This window comes from Pseudomonas sp. RL_5y_Pfl2_73 (assembly GCF_963970515.1).
Lineage (GTDB): Bacteria > Pseudomonadota > Gammaproteobacteria > Pseudomonadales > Pseudomonadaceae > Aquipseudomonas.
In genome coordinates this window covers 61,828-82,176 of sequence record NZ_CAXAPD010000005.1, presented here as the reverse complement: position 1 = coordinate 82,176, position 20,349 = coordinate 61,828, and the positions used below count along the sequence as shown (strand labels likewise).

General features: G+C 58.5%; 17 protein-coding genes and 1 pseudogene. 11 read left to right on the top strand and 7 right to left on the bottom strand.

Going from position 1 to position 20,349, the window contains the following annotated elements:
• Positions 1-3 precede the first annotated feature (3 nt).
• The 4 genes and pseudogenes from AACY42_RS06540 to AACY42_RS06525 form a co-directional block, all read left to right on the top strand.
• Positions 4-1,167 carry a cysteine desulfurase family protein gene (locus AACY42_RS06540; protein WP_339477858.1) on the top strand — a complete coding sequence of 388 codons (1,164 nt, stop codon included), beginning with the start codon at positions 4-6 and terminating at the stop codon, positions 1,165-1,167.
• Between the two features lie 4 nt (positions 1,168-1,171).
• Positions 1,172-2,104, top strand: a complete 933-nt coding sequence (locus AACY42_RS06535; protein WP_339477856.1) for a D-alanine--D-alanine ligase family protein — start codon at positions 1,172-1,174, stop codon at positions 2,102-2,104.
• A 115-nt stretch (positions 2,105-2,219) separates the two neighbouring features.
• Positions 2,220-3,125, top strand: a complete 906-nt coding sequence (locus AACY42_RS06530) for a DMT family transporter (RefSeq protein WP_339478241.1) — start codon at positions 2,220-2,222, stop codon at positions 3,123-3,125.
• A pseudogene (locus AACY42_RS06525) lies at positions 3,113-3,352 on the top strand (aspartate aminotransferase family protein); the annotation flags it as partial. The gene AACY42_RS06530 and the pseudogene AACY42_RS06525, both read left to right, overlap by 13 nt.
• Positions 3,353-3,546: 194 nt before the next feature.
• Here AACY42_RS06525 and trxB read toward each other — a convergent pair.
• Positions 3,547-4,509, bottom strand: coding sequence for a thioredoxin-disulfide reductase (trxB, locus tag AACY42_RS06520; RefSeq protein ID WP_339477853.1), 963 nt, complete (start codon positions 4,507-4,509; stop codon positions 3,547-3,549).
• A 310-nt stretch (positions 4,510-4,819) separates the two neighbouring features.
• On the opposite strand from trxB, the gene cysZ reads away from it, so the two are divergent.
• Positions 4,820-5,575 (top strand): sulfate transporter CysZ, encoded by a 756-nt coding sequence (cysZ, locus tag AACY42_RS06515; RefSeq protein WP_339477850.1) that lies wholly within the window; start codon positions 4,820-4,822, stop codon positions 5,573-5,575.
• Positions 5,576-5,614: 39 nt separating this feature from the next.
• Entirely contained in the window at positions 5,615-6,814 is a 1,200-nt protein-coding gene (locus AACY42_RS06510) for a glycosyltransferase family 4 protein (RefSeq protein WP_339477847.1), read from the top strand.
• A 118-nt stretch (positions 6,815-6,932) separates the two neighbouring features.
• Here the strand turns inward: AACY42_RS06510 and AACY42_RS06505 are convergent, their stop codons facing one another.
• From AACY42_RS06505 to AACY42_RS06495, 3 genes are all read right to left on the bottom strand, one after another.
• Positions 6,933-8,036, bottom strand: coding sequence for an NADH:flavin oxidoreductase (locus tag AACY42_RS06505; RefSeq protein ID WP_339477845.1), 1,104 nt, complete (start codon positions 8,034-8,036; stop codon positions 6,933-6,935).
• A 260-nt stretch (positions 8,037-8,296) separates the two neighbouring features.
• Positions 8,297-8,779, bottom strand: a complete 483-nt coding sequence (locus tag AACY42_RS06500) for a glutathione peroxidase (RefSeq protein ID WP_339477843.1) — start codon at positions 8,777-8,779, stop codon at positions 8,297-8,299.
• A gap of 121 nt (positions 8,780-8,900) precedes the next feature.
• Positions 8,901-9,386, bottom strand: coding sequence for an FKBP-type peptidyl-prolyl cis-trans isomerase (locus tag AACY42_RS06495; RefSeq protein WP_339477840.1), 486 nt, complete (start codon positions 9,384-9,386; stop codon positions 8,901-8,903).
• Between AACY42_RS06495 and AACY42_RS06490 the strand changes: the two genes are divergently transcribed.
• The 3 genes from AACY42_RS06490 to AACY42_RS06480 are packed head-to-tail and all read left to right on the top strand — an operon-like array spanning position 9,355 to position 12,762.
• Positions 9,355-9,693, top strand: coding sequence for a DUF3565 domain-containing protein (locus AACY42_RS06490; protein WP_339477838.1), 339 nt, complete (start codon positions 9,355-9,357; stop codon positions 9,691-9,693). The two genes, AACY42_RS06495 and AACY42_RS06490, sit on opposite strands and share 32 nt — an antisense overlap.
• Positions 9,694-9,753: 60 nt before the next feature.
• Positions 9,754-11,853 carry a phosphate acetyltransferase gene (gene pta, locus AACY42_RS06485; RefSeq protein ID WP_339477836.1) on the top strand — a complete coding sequence of 700 codons (2,100 nt, stop codon included), beginning with the start codon at positions 9,754-9,756 and terminating at the stop codon, positions 11,851-11,853.
• Positions 11,854-12,762 carry an acyltransferase gene (locus AACY42_RS06480; protein ID WP_339477833.1) on the top strand — a complete coding sequence of 303 codons (909 nt, stop codon included), beginning with the start codon at positions 11,854-11,856 and terminating at the stop codon, positions 12,760-12,762.
• 92 nt (positions 12,763-12,854) lie between these two features.
• Here the strand turns inward: AACY42_RS06480 and cysN are convergent, their stop codons facing one another.
• The 3 genes from cysN to AACY42_RS06465 all read right to left on the bottom strand — a co-directional run bounded on the left by cysN (position 12,855) and on the right by AACY42_RS06465 (position 16,709).
• Complete coding sequence (gene cysN, locus AACY42_RS06475; protein ID WP_339477831.1) at positions 12,855-14,753, bottom strand: sulfate adenylyltransferase subunit CysN; 1,899 nt, start codon at positions 14,751-14,753, stop codon at positions 12,855-12,857.
• Between the two features lie 9 nt (positions 14,754-14,762).
• Positions 14,763-15,680, bottom strand: coding sequence for a sulfate adenylyltransferase subunit CysD (cysD, locus tag AACY42_RS06470; RefSeq protein WP_003178041.1), 918 nt, complete (start codon positions 15,678-15,680; stop codon positions 14,763-14,765).
• A 270-nt stretch (positions 15,681-15,950) separates the two neighbouring features.
• A complete protein-coding gene (locus AACY42_RS06465) occupies positions 15,951-16,709 on the bottom strand; it encodes a Nif3-like dinuclear metal center hexameric protein (RefSeq protein ID WP_339477829.1) in 759 nt (252 codons plus the stop codon).
• A 104-nt stretch (positions 16,710-16,813) separates the two neighbouring features.
• Here AACY42_RS06465 and algW point away from each other — a divergent pair, with 104 nt between their 5' ends.
• Together algW and AACY42_RS06455 are read left to right on the top strand one after the other, a co-directional pair.
• Positions 16,814-17,974 carry a Do family serine endopeptidase AlgW gene (algW, locus tag AACY42_RS06460; protein WP_339477827.1) on the top strand — a complete coding sequence of 387 codons (1,161 nt, stop codon included), beginning with the start codon at positions 16,814-16,816 and terminating at the stop codon, positions 17,972-17,974.
• A 270-nt stretch (positions 17,975-18,244) separates the two neighbouring features.
• A complete protein-coding gene (locus AACY42_RS06455) occupies positions 18,245-20,347 on the top strand; it encodes a TonB-dependent siderophore receptor (protein WP_339477824.1) in 2,103 nt (700 codons plus the stop codon).
• The last annotated feature ends 2 nt before the right edge of the window (positions 20,348-20,349 follow it).

The window sequence follows — 20,349 nt, the reverse complement described above, 5'->3', positions numbered from 1 at the left end:
CTTATGTCGAACCCATACGACACCATCATATATTTAGATGCAGCAGCGACAACAAAATGCGCAGATGATGTTGTGGCGGCAATGATTGAATTGAGTTCAAACCATTACGGAAATCCATCGTCTCCCCACACCATGGGTAGATACGCCAGACGTGCAATCGTCGAGGCTACGCTTAGCATTTCACGCTTGCTGGGTTGTACTAGCGAAGAGTTAACTCTCACGTCCGGAGCGACAGAAAGCAATAATATTGTAGTACTAGGAATCGCGGAGCCAGATAGAGGCCAAAATATCGTTGTCTGCCCAATCGATCACAAATCTATCTTAGCTGCCGCAAGCGAATCCGAGAGGCGTGGCGTGGAGGTGCGTCTTATGAAGGTGAATAAGCACGGCCGAATTGACTTAGACCATCTTGCCCAAATTGTGGATGACAATACTGCACTTGTTACTCTAGCTTACGTTAACTCAGAGCTTGGTACGTTACAGGATCTTTCAAAGATAACTCATCTACTAAAAGGCAAATCAGCCATTTTCCATGTTGACGCATCCCAAGCTGCTGGAAAGCTACGTTTAAATGTCCAAGATCTGAAAATTGATTGCATGTCTTTATCTGCGCATAAGATATGCGGCCCCAAAGGCATCGGTGCCCTATATGTTTCGCACTCATCAATATCGCGACTGCGCCCGTTAACATTTGGAGGAGGGCAATACTGCCTTCGCAGCGGTACCCTACCCGCGCAGCTAGTAGTGGGATTCGGTCTCGCGGCGAAGCGCATTAACTCTTGCGACCTCAAAAGTCAATGGAAGGAGGCGGACAAGAGACGGAGTATTATTATTGAAACTCTACAGCAGCATAACATCCATTTCAAACTGAACTCTCCGACTGATTGCTCCGTGCCACATATTTTAAATATATATTTCCCAGGTATACGCTCGGAGACAGTTATCCATGGTTTACCAAACGTATGTATTTCTTCAGGATCCGCCTGTAATTCACAGAGCATGAAGCCTTCATATGTTTTAACTCAAGTTGGGCACGATCAGGAGCGGGCAAATTGTTCCATCCGCATATCTTTTACTTCTGACATGGAAATTGATCAGTTGACCCAAGGCGCCAAACTTATCGCTGAAAAAGTATTTAGTCTACAACAGCTAAAAGCATGGAGTTAAGCTAATGCCTAGAGAGAACATAGCAATAGTCACCGGCGGAGACTCTTCTGAGAGAGAAGTATCTTTGGAAACTTGCGATTACGTATCAAGAACCCTTCATCAAATGAACATTGACTGTTCAACTTTCATTATTTCCAGCTACAAAGATTTTATAGCTCTACCTTTTTCCGACTTTACCCGCGTATTTCTCGCTCTACATGGAGGGTTCGGTGAAAATGGTATGGCTCAGGCCTATCTAAGAGGTCTCGGCATTCCTCACAACGGACCTTCACCGCAAGCAAGCGCAATTTGCATGGACAAGCTTCTAACTAAACATATTGCTAAAGGGCTGGGTATAAAGGTGCCCGATTATCTATTTTTCCCTAATGACCAGCCTATTTTTTTCGAGCTAGCTAAAAGACGTTTTGGAAGTCGTTTCATTGTGAAACCTAATGGAGGTGGATGCAGCATTGGCGTCTCGCTGATAAACGACGAAGCCCAGTTTGACCAGGCTGTAAAACTAGCATCTTCTTATCAACAAGGAATTTTGTTAGAAGAATTTATCAGCGGCCAGGAGCTATCCGTCTCATACTTTTATGGAGGGATGTTACCAACACTCGCGGTCGGATTCACTACAGACTTTTTTTCGTACGAGGCTAAGTTCGAATCCAATGAAACAAAATCATGGTTTATTGAGCTCACTGAACCGTTACAAAGAAAAATAGATAGCGATGGGGTAATTTTTGCCAAATCATTGGGGCTAGATTACTACCGAGCAGATGTAATTATTAATAACGAAACCCCTTATCTCATCGAAATAAATACTCTTCCAGGCCTGACCTCACATAGCTTATTCCCCAAAGCCTGTGCTCGCAACAACATAGCACCGCAGGAATTAATTTCAAAATTAAACAATTTGAACTTTTGCACGACCATCTGCCCTCATACAGGAAGCTAATTACATATCTGCACAAACAGTAAAGTTGTACAATAAAAAAATAAGCTATCAAAAACAAAGCATTTCATGCTGGCTCTTTTGCTTTGTATCGAAGCAAAAAATAAAATGGATTTATATGGCTTTCCCATCTAAGGGTGAACGGTGTTCGACATCCGCACGCGGCGTGACAATGATGGCAGTGGCTGCAGTTTTGGCTCCGTTCCCCGATGCTTTAGCCAAAATCCTTACTGAAGACTTCGGTATAACCGCGGTTGGGATTGCGTTGACACGTTTCGGTCTTCAAAGCTTAACGATGTTTCCACTCATCCTTGCGCTCAATGGCCGTAAGGCCTTGATTATAAAAAATCCCGGATTGAATTTTCTGCGCGGAGTGTTGCTAGCAGTTGCCAGCATCACTTTTTTTGCGGCTTTAAAGGTCATGCCCTTAGCAGATGCGGTTGCTATTTTTTTTATTCAGCCGGTTATTGGAGTCCTTCTCGGCATCATTGTTTTACGCGAGAAACCTACCCAAAACTGTATCACAGCCATCTTAGCGGGTCTCTGCGGAACAATATTAATTATTCGACCTAACTTCATTGCTGCGGGCATCCTGGCCATCCTGCCTATTATTTGCGCGCTCTGCTTTACTATTTACCTCATTCTCGGCAAATACCTTTCCAAAGAAAACTCCTCACTAATCGTGCACTTTCACACTGGTTTGGGAGCGACATTTTTTATAGGACTGGGCATTCTCGTTGAAAACCTAATCAATCCTTCTGAGATCCAGTTAACTGCGTACTTAAACTCATCCACTTGGGTTTATCTAGTGTTAATAGGGCTAAGCTCAAGCCTGATTCACCTCCTATATATAATGGCATATCGTTTAGCGCCGGTGAGCACGTTAGCTCCTATTAGCTATATAGAAATAGTTTCGGCGACTGGATTCGGCATCGTGTTTTTTGCACACATTCCAGATCCGCTGCAAATTCTTGGAATGGCTATTATAGCCGCCTCAGGACTTATACTTTTATGGGCCGCCTGACCGGCGTCGGCGCGATGCGCGGCATCGAACTCGCCCATCCCGACGGCAGCCCGGCCTCGGCACAACTGACGCAACTGCTGGCCCTGGCACGGGAATCGGGCTTGCTGCTGATGCCCAGCGGAAAATCGCGGCACATCATTCGACTGCTGGCGCCGTTGACGACCGAGCCGGCCGTGTTGGAAGAGGGGTTGGATATTCTGGAGGCATGCCTGGCGAAGCTGGCCTGAAATACAATGCGCCTGACCACACAAAACCTTGTGGGAGCGAGCCTGCTCGCGATAGCGGTATATCTGTCAACATCGATACTGGCTGGTCTGACGCCATCGCGAGCAGGCTCGCTCCCACAAGGGTTTCCCGCAGGATGTATTAATACCCACCCATTAAAAAACCGGCCGAAGCCGGTTTTTTTGTGCCCGCTGAATCAGAACGAAGCGTTCTGCAGGCCATCGAGGTAGCGCTCGGTGTCCAAGGCTGCCATGCAACCGGCACCGGCCGAGGTGATCGCCTGGCGGTAGACGTGGTCGGCCACGTCACCGGCCGCGAAGATACCTTCGACGCTGGTGGCAGTGGCGTTGCCGTCGCGGCCGCCCTTGACCACCAGGTAGCCGTCCTTGAGTTCCAGCTGGCCTTCGAACAGCGAGGTGTTCGGGGTGTGGCCGATGGCGATGAAGACGCCGTCAACCTTGATCTCGTCGAAGCTGCCGTCGTTGTTCTTCAGGCGAGCACCGGTCACGCCCATGTTGTCGCCCAGCACTTCGTCCAGGGTCGCGTTGAGCTTGAGGATGATCTTGCCTTCGGCGACGCGGGCATTGAGCTTGTCGATCAGGATCTTCTCGGCGCGGAAGGTTTCACGACGGTGGATCAAGGTGACCGTGCTGGCGATATTGGCCAGGTACAGCGCTTCCTCGACCGCGGTGTTGCCGCCACCGACCACCGCCACTGGCTTGTTGCGGTAGAAGAAGCCGTCGCAGGTGGCGCAGGCCGAAACACCTTTGCCCATGAAGGTTTCTTCCGACGGCAGGCCCAGGTAACGAGCGCTGGCGCCGGTAGCGATGATCAGGGCATCGCAGGTGTAGGTCGCGCTGTCGCCGGTCAGGGTGTATGGCTTGGCGGCGAAATCCACGGCATTGATGTGATCGAAAACGATCTCGGTCTCGAAGCGCTCGGCGTGCTCTTTCATTCGCTCCATCAACACTGGGCCGGTCAGCCCGTGGACGTCGCCCGGCCAGTTGTCGACTTCGGTGGTGGTGGTCAATTGACCGCCGGCTTGCATGCCGGTAATCAGCAACGGCTTGAGGTTGGCACGGGCGGCATAAACCGCAGCGCTGTAACCGGCAGGGCCGGAACCGAGAATAATCACTCGCGAATGACGCACTTCAGACATGACCTACTCCTGTTGACCGGACCTGGCGGGCCGGAACGCCGGGTGAGCGGCGCAAATAAAAAGGGACTGTTGCCGCACTTGGGGAAGGCTTTGGTCCGACAGTCCTGAAAAGAATGGGTGCAGCGTATCGAGGGAGCGAAGATTAAGGAAATACGGTTTAACAATCCAGCTCATAGGTGAGCTCTATCCCCGGCGGCCCCATCGATAGGCGCCTTCGCCTCAAGAAACGTTGTTACACGCCATGTCGCCGCTTTCCCGGGCGGGGCAAAGCCGGTAAGGTCGGCGCGTTCACCTTCGCTCGGAGCCGCCTATGCCTGCCCCCGCCCTGTCCGGCCCGCAATATTTGCGAGAAGGCCTCAATCTGGTCTTGAGCCCGGGCCTGCGCCTGTTCGTACTCTTGCCCCTGGCGATCAACCTGGTCCTGTTCGTCGGATTGATTTACCTGGCCGGCCATCAGTTCAGCCTGTGGGTCGATACCCTGATGCCGTCCCTGCCAGAGTCGCTGAGTTTCCTCAGCTATGTGCTCTGGCCACTGTTCGTGGTGCTCGTCGTGCTGATGGTGTTTTTCACCTTCACCATGCTCGCCAACATCATCGCAGCACCGTTCAACGGCTTTCTCGCGGAAAAAGTCGAAGTGGTCATCCGTGGCACCGACGACTTCCCGACCTTCAGTTGGGCCGAGTTGATCGCCATGATCCCGCGGACCCTCGGCCGGGAAGCGCGCAAGCTCGGCTATTTCCTGCCTCGCGCCCTGGGGCTGTTCCTGCTGTCGTTCATCCCTGTGGTCAATCTGGTGGCGGCACCGCTGTGGCTGCTGTTCGGCATGTGGATGATGGCGATCCAGTACATCGACTACCCGGCGGACAACCACAAGCTAGGCTGGAACGAAATGCTCGCCTGGCTGCGGGAAAAACGCTGGCAGAGCCTGGGCTTTGGCGCCAGCGTGTACCTGGTGCTGCTGATCCCGGTGGTGAACATCCTGATGATGCCGGCAGCGGTGGCCGGGGCAACGTTGTTCTGGGTCCGTGAGCAAGGCGCCGAGACCGCGGTGGCCCGGCAGGGCTGAGCTGTCACAAATCCATCATCCTGGCGTCACAATGACGAAATGGCCCCGGTCGACACTGGGGTCATGACCACACCCCTGCACATTACCCTGATCACCGAAACCTTCCCGCCGGAAATCAATGGCGTGGCCAATACCCTGGGCCGCCTGTACGACGGCCTGCGCGCCCGTGGGCATCAGGTCGAGCTGATACGGCCTCGCCAGGCCGACGAGCAACGCCAGGCCAGTGACGACCAGTTGCTGCTGTGCCGGGGCTGGCCGTTACCGGGCTATCCGGGTTTGCAGTGGGGCCAGGCGTCGATGCACAAGCTGCTCAGACGCTGGAAACGCCATCGTCCGGACGTGCTCTACATCGCCACAGAAGGGCCGCTGGGTTTGTCGGCACTGCGCGCGGCACGACGCTTGGGTATTTCAGTGGTCAGCGGCTTCCACACCAATTTCCAGCAATACACCCAGCAGTACGGCCTCGGGCTGTTGAGCCGCGTGCTCACTCATTACCTGCGCTGGTTTCACAATCGCTCCAGCCTGACCCTGGTGCCCAGCGTCAGCCAGCGCCTGGAACTGGAGCGACGACATTTCGAGCGCGTGGCGCTGCTGTCTCGCGGCGTGGACAGCCAACTGTTTCATCCGGTCAAGCGCTCGGCGAGCCTGCGCGAAGCATGGGGCCTGGGCGACGATGACATCGCAGTGCTTCATGTCGGCCGCCTGGCCCCGGAGAAGAACCTCGGGTTGCTCAAGCGCAGTTTCGACACGCTGTGCAACGCTTTTCCGGATCGACGGCTGAAGCTGGTGGTGGTCGGCGACGGCCCGCAGCGCTCCGCGCTGGAGCAGGCACTGCCCGAGGCGATCTTCTGCGGCTCGCAACGCGGCGAGGCCCTGGCCAGCCATTTTGCTTGCGGGGATGTGTTTGTCTTTCCGAGCCTGACCGAAACCTTCGGCAATGTGGTGTTGGAGGCGCTGGCGTCCGGTCTGGGCGTGGTGGCCTACGATCAGGCTGCAGCAGCCCAACATATTCGCCACGGCTATAACGGCGTGCTGGCAATGCCGGGGGATGAAGAGGCGTTCTGCGATGCGGCCCGTTGGCTGCTGGAGCAGCGCGAGACCTTGCGTTGCGTGCGGCTCAATGCGCGCCAGCATGCCAGTCGCCAAGGCTGGGCGTCGGTGATCGAGCAATTCGAGGCGCAGTTGCGCGGGGTTTGCCAGGTCGATTCGTCGCTGCCCCAGGCCGTGTCGCCACGCTGAAAAGCATCGCGGGCAAGCCTTGCTCCCACATTAGTCTCCCGTGAACACATCATGCGTGAACGACTGACAACTCTGTGGGAGCAAGGCTTGCCCGCGATGAGGCCCTACAAGGCGCCGCTTAAACCAATGTCATCAACGCCTCGCGACTGAACGGCAAGATCTCCTGCTCCCGCCCTTCACGGACTTTTTGCGCCCAGTCCGGGTCCACCAACAGCGCACGCCCCACCGCCACCAGGTCGAACTCATCGTTGTTCAAACGCTCCAGCAGCTTTTCCAGGCTGGCCGGTTGCGCGACCTTGTCGGTGTTGACCATGAACTGCAGGAACTCGCCATCCAGGCCGACGCTGCCCACGGTGATGGTGGGCTTGCCGGTGAGCTTGCGGGTCCAGCCCGCCAGGTTCAGCTCGGAGCCTTCGAACTCTGGCTCCCAGAAGCGTCGCGTCGAACAGTGGAAAATATCCACACCCGCTTCGGACAACGGCTTGAGGAATTCGCCCAAGGCTTCAGGGGTCTGCACCAAGCGCGCGGCGTAGTCCTGCTGCTTCCATTGGGAAAAACGGAAAATGATCGGGAAGCCCTCACCCACCGCCGCGCGCACGGCGCGAATCAATTCGATCGCAAAGCGCGAGCGGTTGGCCAGGCTGCCGCCGTAACCGTCGGTGCGTTGATTACTGCCTTCCCAGAAGAACTGGTCCACCAGGTAACCGTGCGCGCCGTGGATCTCCACCCCGTCCATGCCGATGATCTTGGCGTCTTTTGCCGCTTGGGCGAAGGCGGCGATGACGTCGTTTATGTCCGACTGGGTCATGCCGTGGACCATCACCTGACCGTCCTTGAGCTTTTCGCTCGGGCCATAGCCGGGCACGCTGGCGTCCGGCTCGGTGCCGATGCGGCGCACACTGCCCACATGCCACAGCTGTGGAACGATCTTGCCGCCTTCGGCATGCACCGCATCCACCACTTTCTTCCAGCCGGCCAGCGCGGCGTCGCCATAGAAATGCGGCACGTTCGGGTAGCCGTTGGAAGCCTTGTGCCCCACCGTCGTGCCCTCGGTGATGATCAGGCCGACCCCGGCCGCCGCACGGCGACGGTAATACTCGATGACCTTGGCATTGGGCACGCCGCCCGGCGAAAAGGAACGGGTCATCGGCGCCATCACCACCCGGGTCGGTAACTCGAACGCGCCGAGGTGGAAGGGTTTGAACAGGGCTTTTGCAGGCATGGGGCACTCCACGGGACGCAGTCACAGGTCGGATATGACGATGATAATATGGAGCCTGGTGTGTGCTGGGTAGCACTATTGATGTGAATGATTAGGGATCAAAAGGAAGCTACAAGGAACTGCGTAGGATCTGTGTAGGAGCTGCGTAGGAGCTGTCGAGTGCAACGAGGCTGCGATCTTCCCCCTGACACCTGAGCCTCAAACGAAAGATCAAAAAATCGCAGCCTTCGGCAGCTCCTACATCTGAAAATTCTGGGGGATCAAGCCAACGCTTTTTCAATCGCCTGGATCACGACAGGATCATCCGGCACCGTACGCGGTGAGAAACGCGCCAGCACCCGGCCGTCCTTGCCGAGCAGGAATTTTTCGAAGTTCCAGGTAATGTCCCCGGGAAACTCTGCCCCCTCGCCCGCCAGCAGGCGGTACAACTGGTGACGATCATGACCGTTCACGTCCAGCTTGCTGGACAGCGGGAACGTCACGCCGTAGTTGAGGCTGCAAAAATCCTGGATGTCCTGTTCGGTCCCCGGTTCCTGCCCGGCGAACTGATTGCAGGGCAAGCCCAGTACGCTGAACCCCTTGGCCTTGTATTGCTGATAGAGATTTTCCAGCGCCGCGTACTGAGGCGTCAGGCCACATTTGGAGGCGACGTTGACCACCAGCACGACTTGCCCCTTGAATGGCGCCAGAGCAAGCTCCTGACCATCCAGGGCTTTGAGTTTAAGGTCGTGGAAAGCACTCATGACGAACTCCAGGTTTGCGGATCTTTTCGAAACAGCCATGGGTGATGCTAACAGCAACCGACTAAAAAGGCGCCGTATGGCGCCTTTCCAGTTCACTGGTCATTTGAGCGTAGCGCACAAATCAGTGGTGATGGCCGCCTTCGCCATGGACGTGACCATGGGCAATTTCTTCCTGGCTGGCGTCACGAATGTCGACGATCTTGACCTTGAAGTTCAAGCGCTGGCCAGCCAACGGGTGGTTGCCGTCAACGGTGACATCGTCGCCATCCAGGTCGCGAATGGTGACGATCTGCATCTGGCCATCGGGTGCCGAGGCGTGGAACTGCATGCCCACTTCCAACTCATCGACGCCTTCGAACATGCTGCGGCTCAGGGTGCTGACCAGTTCGGCGGAGTACTCGCCATAGGCGTCTTCCGGCTCGACGGTAACGTTCAGGTCGTCACCGACCGTTTTGCCTTCCAGGGCTTTTTCCAAGCCCGGAATGATGTTGCCTGCGCCATGCAGGTAGACCAGCGGAGCGCCGCCGGCAGAGCTGTCGATGACCTCACCAGCGTCGTTGGTCAGGGTATAGTCGATGGAGACAGCCTTATTGGCGGCGATCAGCATGGGGCGAGACCTTTTGCATAAGAATGAAGAACGGACAAGTCTAAACAAGGATTTGCCCGAAAGCGAACGGAACCCGGACAAACGGCCCTACTCGAACAGACCGACGGTCACCGGTTTCCATCAGGACGAAGATGGGCACTGGGTGGCCGAGCTGTCCTGCGGCCATACCCAGCATCTGCGTCACCAGCCACCATGGCAGTCCCGGGCGTGGGTACTGGACCCGGCGCAACGCATTGAAAAAATAGGTCAGCCCTTTGACTGCGGCTGGTGCGCACAGGCCCCGGTTAGCGATAACCTTAACGACTGAATTTGACGGTAGACGGCCAGTCATAGGCCGCGCCTTGCCATGCACCTCCAGGGAATCCGCATGCAAACTTTTTTTATCGCGCCCACCGATTTTGGTGTGGGCCTGACCTCCATCAGCCTCGGGCTGGTGCGTACCCTTGAACGGGCCGGGCTGAAAGTCGGCTTCTTCAAACCCATTGCCCAGCCTCACCCCGGCGACACCGGGCCAGAACGCTCCACCGAGTTGGTGGCCCGCACCCATGGCCTCAAGCCGCCGCAGCCCCTGGGCCTGGCGCACGTCGAGCGCATGCTCGGCGACGGCCAGCTCGATGAGCTGCTGGAAGAAATCATCACCCTTTACCAGCAAGCGGCCATCGGCAAGGACGTGCTGGTCGTCGAAGGCATGGTCCCGACCCGCAACGCCAGCTATGCCGCGCGGGTCAACCTGCACCTGGCCAAGAGCCTGGACGCCGAGGTCATCCTGGTGTCGGCGCCGGAAAACGAAGTGCTGACCGAACTGTCTGGCCGGGTAGAACTGCAGGCGCAGTTGTTTGGCGGGCCAAAGGACCCGAAAGTCCTCGGGGTGATCCTGAACAAGGTTCGCACCGACGAAAGCATGGAGGCGTTTTCCGCGCGGCTCAAGGAGCACTCGCCCTTGCTGCGCAGCGGCGATTTCCGCCTCCTCGGTTGCATCCCGTTTCGCCCCGAACTCAACGCCCCGCGCACCCGTGACGTGGCCGACCTGATGGGCGCGCAGGTGCTCAATGCCGGCGACTACGAAACCCGGCGCATGAGCAACATCATCATTTGCGCCCGCACCATGCGCAACACCGTGGAACTGCTCAAGCCCGGCGTGCTGGTGGTGACCCCCGGTGATCGCGACGACATCATCCTGGCCGTGAGCCTGGCAGCGATCAACGGCGTGCCGCTGGCCGGCCTGCTGCTGACCAGCGACACCCTGCCCGACCCGCGTATCATGGACTTGTGTCGCGGCGCCTTGCAGGCGGGGCTGCCGGTACTGTCGGTGAGCACCGGCTCCTATGACACCGCCAACCTGCTCAACGGCCTGAACAAGGAAATCCCCATCGATGACCGTGAACGTGCGGAGATCATCACCGATTTTGTCGCCAGCCACCTCGACGCCAGATGGTTGCACCAGCGCTGCGGCACACCACGGGAAATGCGCCTGTCGCCAGCGGTGTTCCGCTATCAGTTGATCCAACGCGCCCAGGCCGCCAACAAACGCATCGTGCTGCCCGAAGGCAGCGAACCGTTGACCGTCCAGGCCGCCGCCATTTGCCAGGCCCGGGGCATTGCCCGCTGCGTGTTGCTGGCCAAACCGGCTGACGTCGAAGCGGTAGCCCGCGCCCAAGGCATCGAACTGCCGCCGGGGCTGGAGATCCTCGATCCGGATTCGATTCGCGAGCGCTATGTCGAACCCATGGTGAGGTTGCGCAAGAGCAAGAGCCTGAACGCGCCGATGGCCGAGCAGCAATTGGAAGACACCGTGGTCATCGGCACCATGATGCTGGCCCTGGACGAAGTGGACGGGCTGGTATCGGGACTCATCCACTCCACCGCCAACACCATCCGTCCGGCCCTGCAACTGATCAAGACCGCGCCAGGGTGCTCGCTGGTGTCCTCGGTGTTTTTCATGCTGTTTCCCGAAGAAGTGCTGGTCTACGGCGACTGCGTGATGAACCCGCACCCCAGCGCTGCGGAGCTGGCGGAAATTGCCCTGCAAAGTGCCGACTCGGCCGCCGCTTTCGGCATCACGCCACGGGTGGCGATGCTCAGTTACTCCAGCGACGAATCGGCCAGTGGCGAAGAAGTGGAAAAAGTTCGCGAAGCCACCCTGCTGGCCCACGAGGCCCAGCACGGCCTGCTGATCGATGGTCCGCTGCAATACGACGCTGCCGCCAACGAAACCGTGGCACGGCAATTGGCGCCCAACAGCCAGGTGGCCGGCCGGGCGACGGTGTTCATCTTCCCGGACCTCAACACCGGCAACACGACCCACAAGGCCGTGCAGCGCAGCGCCGATTGCGTCAGCCTCGGGCCGATGCTGCAAGGCTTGCGCAAACCGGTGAATGACTTGCCACGCGGCGCCCAGGTCGACGACATCGTGTACACCATCGCCCTGACCGCGATCCAAGCCGCCAACCGACCTTTGGATATTTAAATGCTGGACTTCTTGCCTGCTCCTTTGCGCGGCGTCATTGCCTCGCTGCTGTTGGCGCTGAACACCATCGCCTGCTGCACGCCGCTGTTCATCGTGGCGATCTTCAAGCTGTTGCTGCCCTTCCCCACCGCCCAGCGCTTCACCAACTGGTTGATGGGCCACATCCACGAAGCCTGGATCAGCAACAACAAGGCCTGGATGAACCTGCTGCGTCGTACCCGCTGGCACCTCAGCGGCCTGGAGGGTCTGGACTACCAGCATTCGTACCTGATCACCAGTAACCACCAGAGCTGGGTCGACATCATGGTGTTGCAGTACGTGCTGAACCGGCGCATCCGGCCGTTGAAGTTCTTTCTCAAGCAGGAACTGATCTGGGTACCGGTGATCGGCTTGGCCTGGTGGGCGCTGGGGTTCCCGTTCATGAAGCGCTACTCCAAGGCTTACCTGGAAAAGCATCCGGAAAAGAAAGGCAAGGACCTGGAAACCACCCGCAAGACCTGCGCGAAGTTTCGCGACAACCCCGTGGGCATTTTCAATTTTGTCGAAGGCACGCGCTTCACCGAAGGCAAACATGCCCAGCAGCAGTCACCGTTTCGCCACCTGCTCAAGCCCAAGGCCGGGGGCATCGCGTTTGTGCTCGATGCCATGGGTGAGCAACTGGAGTCGATCATCAACGTGACCATTCATTATCCGGGCGGTCACCCGGGGTATTGGGATTTGCTCTGCGGCAACGTTGGGGAGGTGGTGGTGCATTTCCAGGCGCTGAAGATCCCACCGCAGTTCATTGGCAAGAACTACGATCAGGACGGTGTGTATCGCCTGGAGTTCCAGGGCTGGATCAACCAGTTGTGGCAGGACAAGGATGCGTTGCTTGCGCAGATGCATCGGGAGTATCCAAACCACCACTAACTTCCCATTGTGGGAGCGGGGTGTTCCATAGAGGAGTGAAAAAGCCCGCAGATGATCACTCATCGGCGGGCTTTTTGTTACAGCGGCTGGCCTTAGATCGCCCCACGCTTGCGCAGCAGATCCAGCACCTGCTTGACGCTCTCTTCCAGTGTCAGCGACTGGGTGTCGATCACCAGGTCGGCATCCAACGGCACGTCATACGGGAAGGATTCGCCTGGGATATTGTCGCCGGCGGCAGCATACAACCCTTGCGGATCACGCTGGGCACACACCGTTGGCGAGGCCTGGACGTAGACCGTCAGCAGACGCTCCTTGCCGATCAGTGCCTTGGCCTGTTCGCGGCCTTCGGCATCCGGGGCGACAAACGCGGCGAGGGTCAGCAGGCCGGCTTCGTTGAACTGACGGGCGACGTGAGCCGCACGGCGCCAGTTCTCGGTACGCCCGGCGCGATCCTGCGGCAAGCCCTTGTTCAGGTCATGACGCAGGTTCTGGCCATCGAGGACAAAGACCGCACGGCCCGAGTCGAACAACTTGCGCTCAACCGCATAGGCCAGCGTGCTTTTGCCAGCGCCCGACAGGCCACTGAACAAGACCGTGGCCGGCTGCTGGCCGAAGCGCTGGGCGCGTTCTTCCACCGACACATGGGCCAGTTTGCCGTGGTGCGTGCTGCTGCCATGAACCAGCGGCTGGGCGACGATCATGCCGGCACCGACCGTGCCGTTGGTCAGGCGATCGATGACGATGAACGCGCCGGTGGTGCGGTTGCTCTCGTAACCGTCCAGGGCGATCGGCGCATCCAGGGCGATTTTCACTTGGCCGATTTCGTTGAGCTGCAACGCGCTGGCCGGACCTTCTTCAAGGGTGTTCACATCCACCTTGTTGACGATGCTGGAAATCGAGCCCGGCACGTAGCTGGTGGCACGCTTGATGTCGTATTTCTTGCCCGGCAGCATCGGCTCTTCGGCCATCCACACCAGCATCGCTTCGAAGCTGTCGGTGACCGGCGGCACGTTGTCGGCATGCACCAGCAGGTCGCCACGGGAGATGTCGATCTCGTCTTCCATGGTCAGCGTTACCGCCTGACCAGGACCTGCATGTTCCAGCTCGCCTTCGAAGGTGACGATGGATTTCACGCGGCTGCTCTTGCCCGACGGCAGCACCACCACTTCGTCGCCCTTGTGCACGATGCCGCTGGCGAGGGTACCGGCGAAACCGCGGAAGTTCAGGTTCGGACGGTTGACGTACTGCACGGGGAAACGCAGATCGGTGAAGTTACGGTCGCCCGCCACTTCCACGGTCTCGAGAATCTCCATCAGCGACTGACCGGTGTACCACGGCGAACGCTCGGACTTGTTCACCACGTTGTCGCCCTTGAGGGCGGACATCGGCACGAAGTGCATGCTGGTGGGCTTCATCTTCAAGCCTTCGGCGAACTGCAGGTAGTCGGCCTTGATCGACTCGAACACGCCCTGGTCGAAGTCCTTGAGGTCCATCTTGTTGATGGCCACGACGATGTGCTTGATGCCCAGCAACGAGGCGATGAAGCTGTGGCGACGGGTCTGGGTCTGCACGCCGTAGCGGGCATCCACCAGGATGATCGCCAGGTCACAGGTGGAGGCACCGGTGGCCATGTTGCGGGTGTACTGCTCATGGCCGGGGGTATCGGCGATGATGAATTTACGCTTGGCGGTGGAGAAATAGCGGTACGCGACATCGATGGTGATGCCTTGCTCGCGCTCGGCCTGCAGACCGTCGACCAGCAACGCCAGGTCGATATCGTCACCGGTGGTGCCGACTTTCTTCGAATCGCGGGTGATGGCTTCCAGGTGATCTTCGTAGATCATCTTGGAGTCGTGCAGCAGGCGCCCGATCAGGGTGCTCTTGCCGTCGTCGACGTTACCGCAGGTCAAAAAGCGCAGCAGCTCTTTACGCTCGTGCTGGCCCAGGTAGGCGAGGATGTCCTCGCTGATCAAATCAGATTGATGCGACATGACAGCCCCTTAGAAATAACCTTGACGTTTTTTATCTTCCATCGAGCCTGCGCCATCGTGGTCGATGACCCGGCCCTGGCGCTCGGAAGTTCGCGTCAGGAGCATTTCCTGGATGATGTCCGTCAGGCTTTCGGCCTCGGACTCCACCGCGCCCGTCAACGGGTAGCAGCCAAGAGTACGGAAACGCACTTTCTTTTTGACGATACGGGCTTTGTCTTCGTCGGACAGGTGCTCGAGGATGCGCTCGTCGTCGATCATGATCAGCGTGCCGTTCTTCTCGATCACTTCACGCTCGGCGGCAAAGTACAGCGGCACGATCGGGATGCCTTCGAGGTAGATGTACTGCCAGATGTCCAGCTCGGTCCAGTTCGACAGCGGGAACACGCGGATCGACTCGCCCTTGTTGACCTTGCCGTTGTAGACGTTCCACAGCTCCGGGCGCTGGTTCTTCGGGTCCCAACGGTGCTTGCTGTCGCGGAACGAGTACACGCGCTCTTTGGCGCGGGACTTCTCTTCATCGCGACGGGCACCGCCAAAGGCGGCGTCGAAACCATATTTATCCAAGGCCTGCTTGAGGCCTTCGGTCTTCATGATATCGGTGTGCTTGGCACTGCCGTGGGTGAATGGGTTGATGCCCTGCGCCACGCCGTCCGGGTTCACATGGGTGATCAGGTCCAGGCCCAGTTCTTCGACCATGCGGTCACGGAACTTGTACATTTCCTGGAATTTCCAGCGGGTGTCGACGTGCATCACCGGAAACGGCAGCTTGCCAGGGAAGAACGCCTTGCGTGCCAGGTGCAGCATCACGGCGGAGTCTTTACCGATGGAGTACAGCATCACCGGGTTATCGAACTCGGCGGCCACCTCGCGGATGATGTGGATGCTTTCCGCCTCCAGCTGTTTCAGATGCGTCAGTTTGTCGACCATGGCTACTCACGAAAACATTCTTATGAACGGCCAGCGGGCCGTGTTCGAGCGGGGAATCCTAGCACAGCGACCTCTTCTAATCAGGGCGCCAACTAGATCGAAACAGCATATGGATATGCCTGCCGGTTCGGGCGTTGCAGTGGACTCTGTGGAAGGCAGTGAACCCTGTGGAAGCAAAGCTTGCTCGCGATAGCGGCGTTGCATGTGCCGACGTCATCGCGAGCAAGCTATGCCCCCACCGGCTCGCTCCCACAAGGGTTCATCAGTGAATCAAATGGGATTCGGGCAATCGATGAAGATGTGCTCCAGGGCAAAGCGTCGCGCCAGGTAGTCACCCAGCGCCTGGACGCCATAGCGTTCGGTCGCATGATGCCCGGCGGCGATGAAGCTGATGCCATTTTCCCGCGCACTGTGGAACGTCTGCTCAGACGCCTCGCCGCTGAGGAACAGGTCGACGCCGGCCAGCACCGCCTGATCGATATAGCCCTGGCCGCCACCGGTGCACCAGCCGACCCGGCGGATCATCTGCTCGCCTTCGATCAGCAAGGGCTCACGGCCCAGGGTTTGCTGGACCTTGCGCGCGAAATCCCGCGCCGTCATCGGTTCGGACAGGGAGCCGACCAGGCCGACAATCTTGGGGTTGTCCGGATCCAGCGGCCCCTCGACGGTGATGTCCAACTGGCGGGCCAATTGCACGTTGTTGCCCACCTCAGGGTGCAGGTCCAACGGCAAGTGATAGGCCAACAGGCTGATGTCATGCTTGAGCAACGTCTTGAGGCGACGCTGTTTCATGCCGGTGATGCAAGGGTTTTCGCCCTTCCAGAAATAACCGTGATGCACCAGCACCAGGTCGGCCTCGGCCTCGACGGCAGCGTCAAGCAAGGCCTGGCTGGCGGTGACGCCACTGACAATACGCATCACCTGGGGCGCGCCTTCGACCTGCAGCCCGTTGGGGCAGTAATCGGCAATCCGGCTGCTGGCCAGGTAACGCTCCGCTTCTTCAACCAGGGTGTTCAGGGCTACGGCCATGAAAAGACTCCTAAATATCCCGTTCAGAGGCGCGCGCGGCCTCGTATAATGCGCGACATTATGGGCGGTCTCATACCGCCTGCAACCTTTGTAGGACGTGCTTAATGCTCAAGGCGCTGCGTTTCTCCGGCTGGCCGCTATTGGCCGGCGTGCTTGTCGCTCTACTGATTATCCAGCGTTACCCGGAATGGGTTGGCCTGCCGAGCCTCGACGTCAACTTGCAGCAGGCGCCGCAAACCAAGGCGGTGCAACAGGGGCCGGTGTCCTATGCCGATGCCGTGACCACCGCCGCGCCGGCGGTGGTGAACCTGTACACCACCAAGGTCATCAACAAACCCAACTATCCGTTGTTCGAAGACCCGCAATTCCGGCGCTTCTTCGGCGATAACTCGCCCAAGCAGAAGCGCATGGAGTCGAGCCTGGGGTCGGGTGTGATCATGAGCCCGGAAGGCTATATCCTCACCAACAACCATGTCACCAGCGGTGCCGACCAGATCGTGGTGGCCCTCAAGGACGGCCGCGAAACCCTGGCACGGGTGATTGGCAGCGACCCGGAAACCGACCTCGCGGTGCTGAAGATCGACCTCAAGAACCTGCCGGCCATCACCATCGGTCGCTCCGACAGCATCCGCATCGGCGACGTGACCCTGGCCATCGGCAACCCGTTCGGCGTCGGCCAGACCGTGACCATGGGCATCATCAGCGCCACCGGACGCAATCAGTTGGGCCTGAACAACTACGAGGATTTCATCCAGACCGACGCCGCGATCAACCCCGGCAACTCCGGCGGCGCGCTGGTGGATGCCAACGGTAACCTGACGGGGATCAACACGGCGATATTCTCCAAGTCCGGCGGCAGCCAAGGCATCGGTTTCGCCATTCCGGTGAAGCTGGCGATGGAAGTAATGAAGTCGATCATCGAACACGGCCAGGTGATTCGCGGCTGGCTGGGCATTGAAGTCCAGCCGCTGACCCAGGAACTGGCGGAGTCCTTCGGCTTGTCCGGGCGGCCCGGCATCGTGGTGGCGGGGATTTTCCGCGACGGCCCGGCGCAAAAGGCCGGCCTGCAACTGGGCGATGTGATCCTGAGCATCGATGGCGAACCGGCCGGCGATGGCCGCCGCTCGATGAACCAGGTGGCGCGGATCAAGCCCACCGACAAGGTGACGATCCAGGTCATGCGCAACGGCAAGGAACTCAAGCTGACCGCCGAAATCGGCCTGCGCCCACCGCCGGCGCCGGTGGTGCTCAAGCAAGAGCAGTAAGCCGCCTCAAGCCTTCCGGGAGTTTGCTCCCGCTGGGCTCTGTAGGAGCTGCCGAAGGCTGCGATCTTTTGATCTTTTGATCTTTTGCTTGAAACTCAAGTGTCTGGGGAAAGATCGCAGCCTCGTTGCACTCGACAGCTCCTACAGAGCCCAGCGGGAGCAAACTCTCATCAAACAAGAGCGGCTCCATCTTTCTGAAAATCAGGAATAGCATAAATTCTCATTACTAGTGTTATATTGTTTCAATACTAAAAACTGGAACAACATAACATGTCATCCCTAAAACGGATTTCCCTCGCCAGCCTGGCCTTGGGCCTACTCGGCGATCCGGCCTACGCCGAAGAGATCCAGCCCCTGGAGCTGGACGCCATCACCGTGACGTCCGACTACGAATCCGCCACCGGCCCCGTCACGGGCTATCGCGCCACCCGCTCTGCCAGCGCCACCAAAACCGACACCGCCCTGCGCGACATCCCGCAATCGATCAGCGTGATTCCCGCCAGCGTGCTCAAGGACCTGGGCAGCACCAACGTCGAACGGGCATTGGAATACGCTGGCGGTGTATCGAAACAGAACAACTTCGGTGGCCTGACGCTCTACGAATACAGCGTGCGCGGCTTCACCACATCGGAGTTCTACAAAGACGGCTTCAGCGCCAACCGCGGTTATCCGAGCACGCCGGACACGGCGAACATCGAACGCATCGAAGTGCTCAAGGGGCCGGCCGCCAGCCTGTATGGACGGGGCGATCCCGGCGGTACGGTAAACATAGTCACCAAGAAACCCCAGCCCGAAGCCTTCACCACCTTGCAAACCAGCGCCGGCAGCTGGGATCGCTACCGCACCGCGCTGGACGTCAATACGCCACTGGACACCGAAGGCAACCTGTTGTCGCGGGTCAACCTGGCGATTGAGGACAATCACAGCTTTCGCGATCACGTCGACAGCAAGCGCGTCTTCGTCGCGCCTTCCATCAGTTGGCAATTGAACCCTGACACCCGGTTGCTGGTGGAAAGCGAAATCGTGCGCCACAGCTCGACGTTCGACCGTGGCATCGTCGCCCCGAACAATCGCTGGAGCGGCGTTTCCCGCTCGACCTTTCTAGGCGAACCCAACGACGGCGACATCGACAATCACAACAACATGCTCCAAGCCGCCCTCGAACATCAGCTCAATGACACCTGGCAACTGCGCCTGACCAGCCATTACAAGCAGGGTGAACTCTGGGGCTTCGCCTCCGAATCGAGCCCGCTGAACGCCGACGGCCACACGGTGAACCGCCGCTATCGCGAGCGTGACAACAATTGGCACGACAGCATCACCCAACTGGAATTGCGCGGCCTGTTCGACCTCGGCCCGTGGCAGCACGAACTGCTGGTCGGCAGCGAATACGAGGATTACCGCAAGAATGAGCGCGTGACCAACATCGCCGGCGCTTACCCCATCGACATCTATCAGCCGGTCTACGGCCAGCCGAAACCCAATGGTAAACGTACCGGCACGGACTTTTTTGAGCGTGTGCAAAGCCGCGCATTGAACCTGCAGGACCAGATCGTCTTCACCGACAAGCTGCGGGGCATGCTCGGCGTGCGCTATGAGCATTTCGAGCAGAGCATCGACGATCACACCACCGGGGTCTCCAGCAGCCAGCGGCATGACGCGTTCACGCAACGGGCTGGCCTGTTGTATCAGTTGACGCCCGAGGTCGGTCTGTTCGCCAACGCCTCCACCTCGTTCAAGCCCAACAACGGTCTGGATGCCGGTGGCAAAACCTTCGATCCCGAGGAAGGGGTTGGCTATGAAGTGGGGATCAAGAGCGAGTTGTTCGATGATCGCCTGAGCACCACCCTGGCGGCGTTTCATATAGAAAAGGAAAACGTCCTGGCGCAAATCGCCGGGACTGATTTCAACAGTGCCATGGGTAAGGCTCGCAGCCAGGGCATCGACCTGCAATTCACCGGGCAGGTGACCGACGCCGTGCGCGTAATCGGCGCCTTCGCCTACATCGATGCCGAAGTGACCCAGGGTGACGAGAAAATCCCCACGGGCAGCCGGATCCTTGGCGTCGCCAAACACAGCGCCAGCCTGCTGGGCGTCTACGAATTCCAGGACGGGCACCTGCGCGGTTCGGATGTCGGCGCGGCGTTCACATACGTCGGCGATCGCTCGGGCGAAGCTGGCAAGGATTTCGAACTGCCGGCCTACCACACCGTGGATCTGCTGGCCCATTACAAGGCCAGCGATGATGTCACCGTGGGGCTGAACCTGAACAACGTCTTCGATGAAAAGTACTACGAGCGCGCCTACAGCAACTACTGGGTCACCCCCGGCGAGCCGCGCAACTTCACCGTCAGTCTTACCCTCGATCTGTAAAA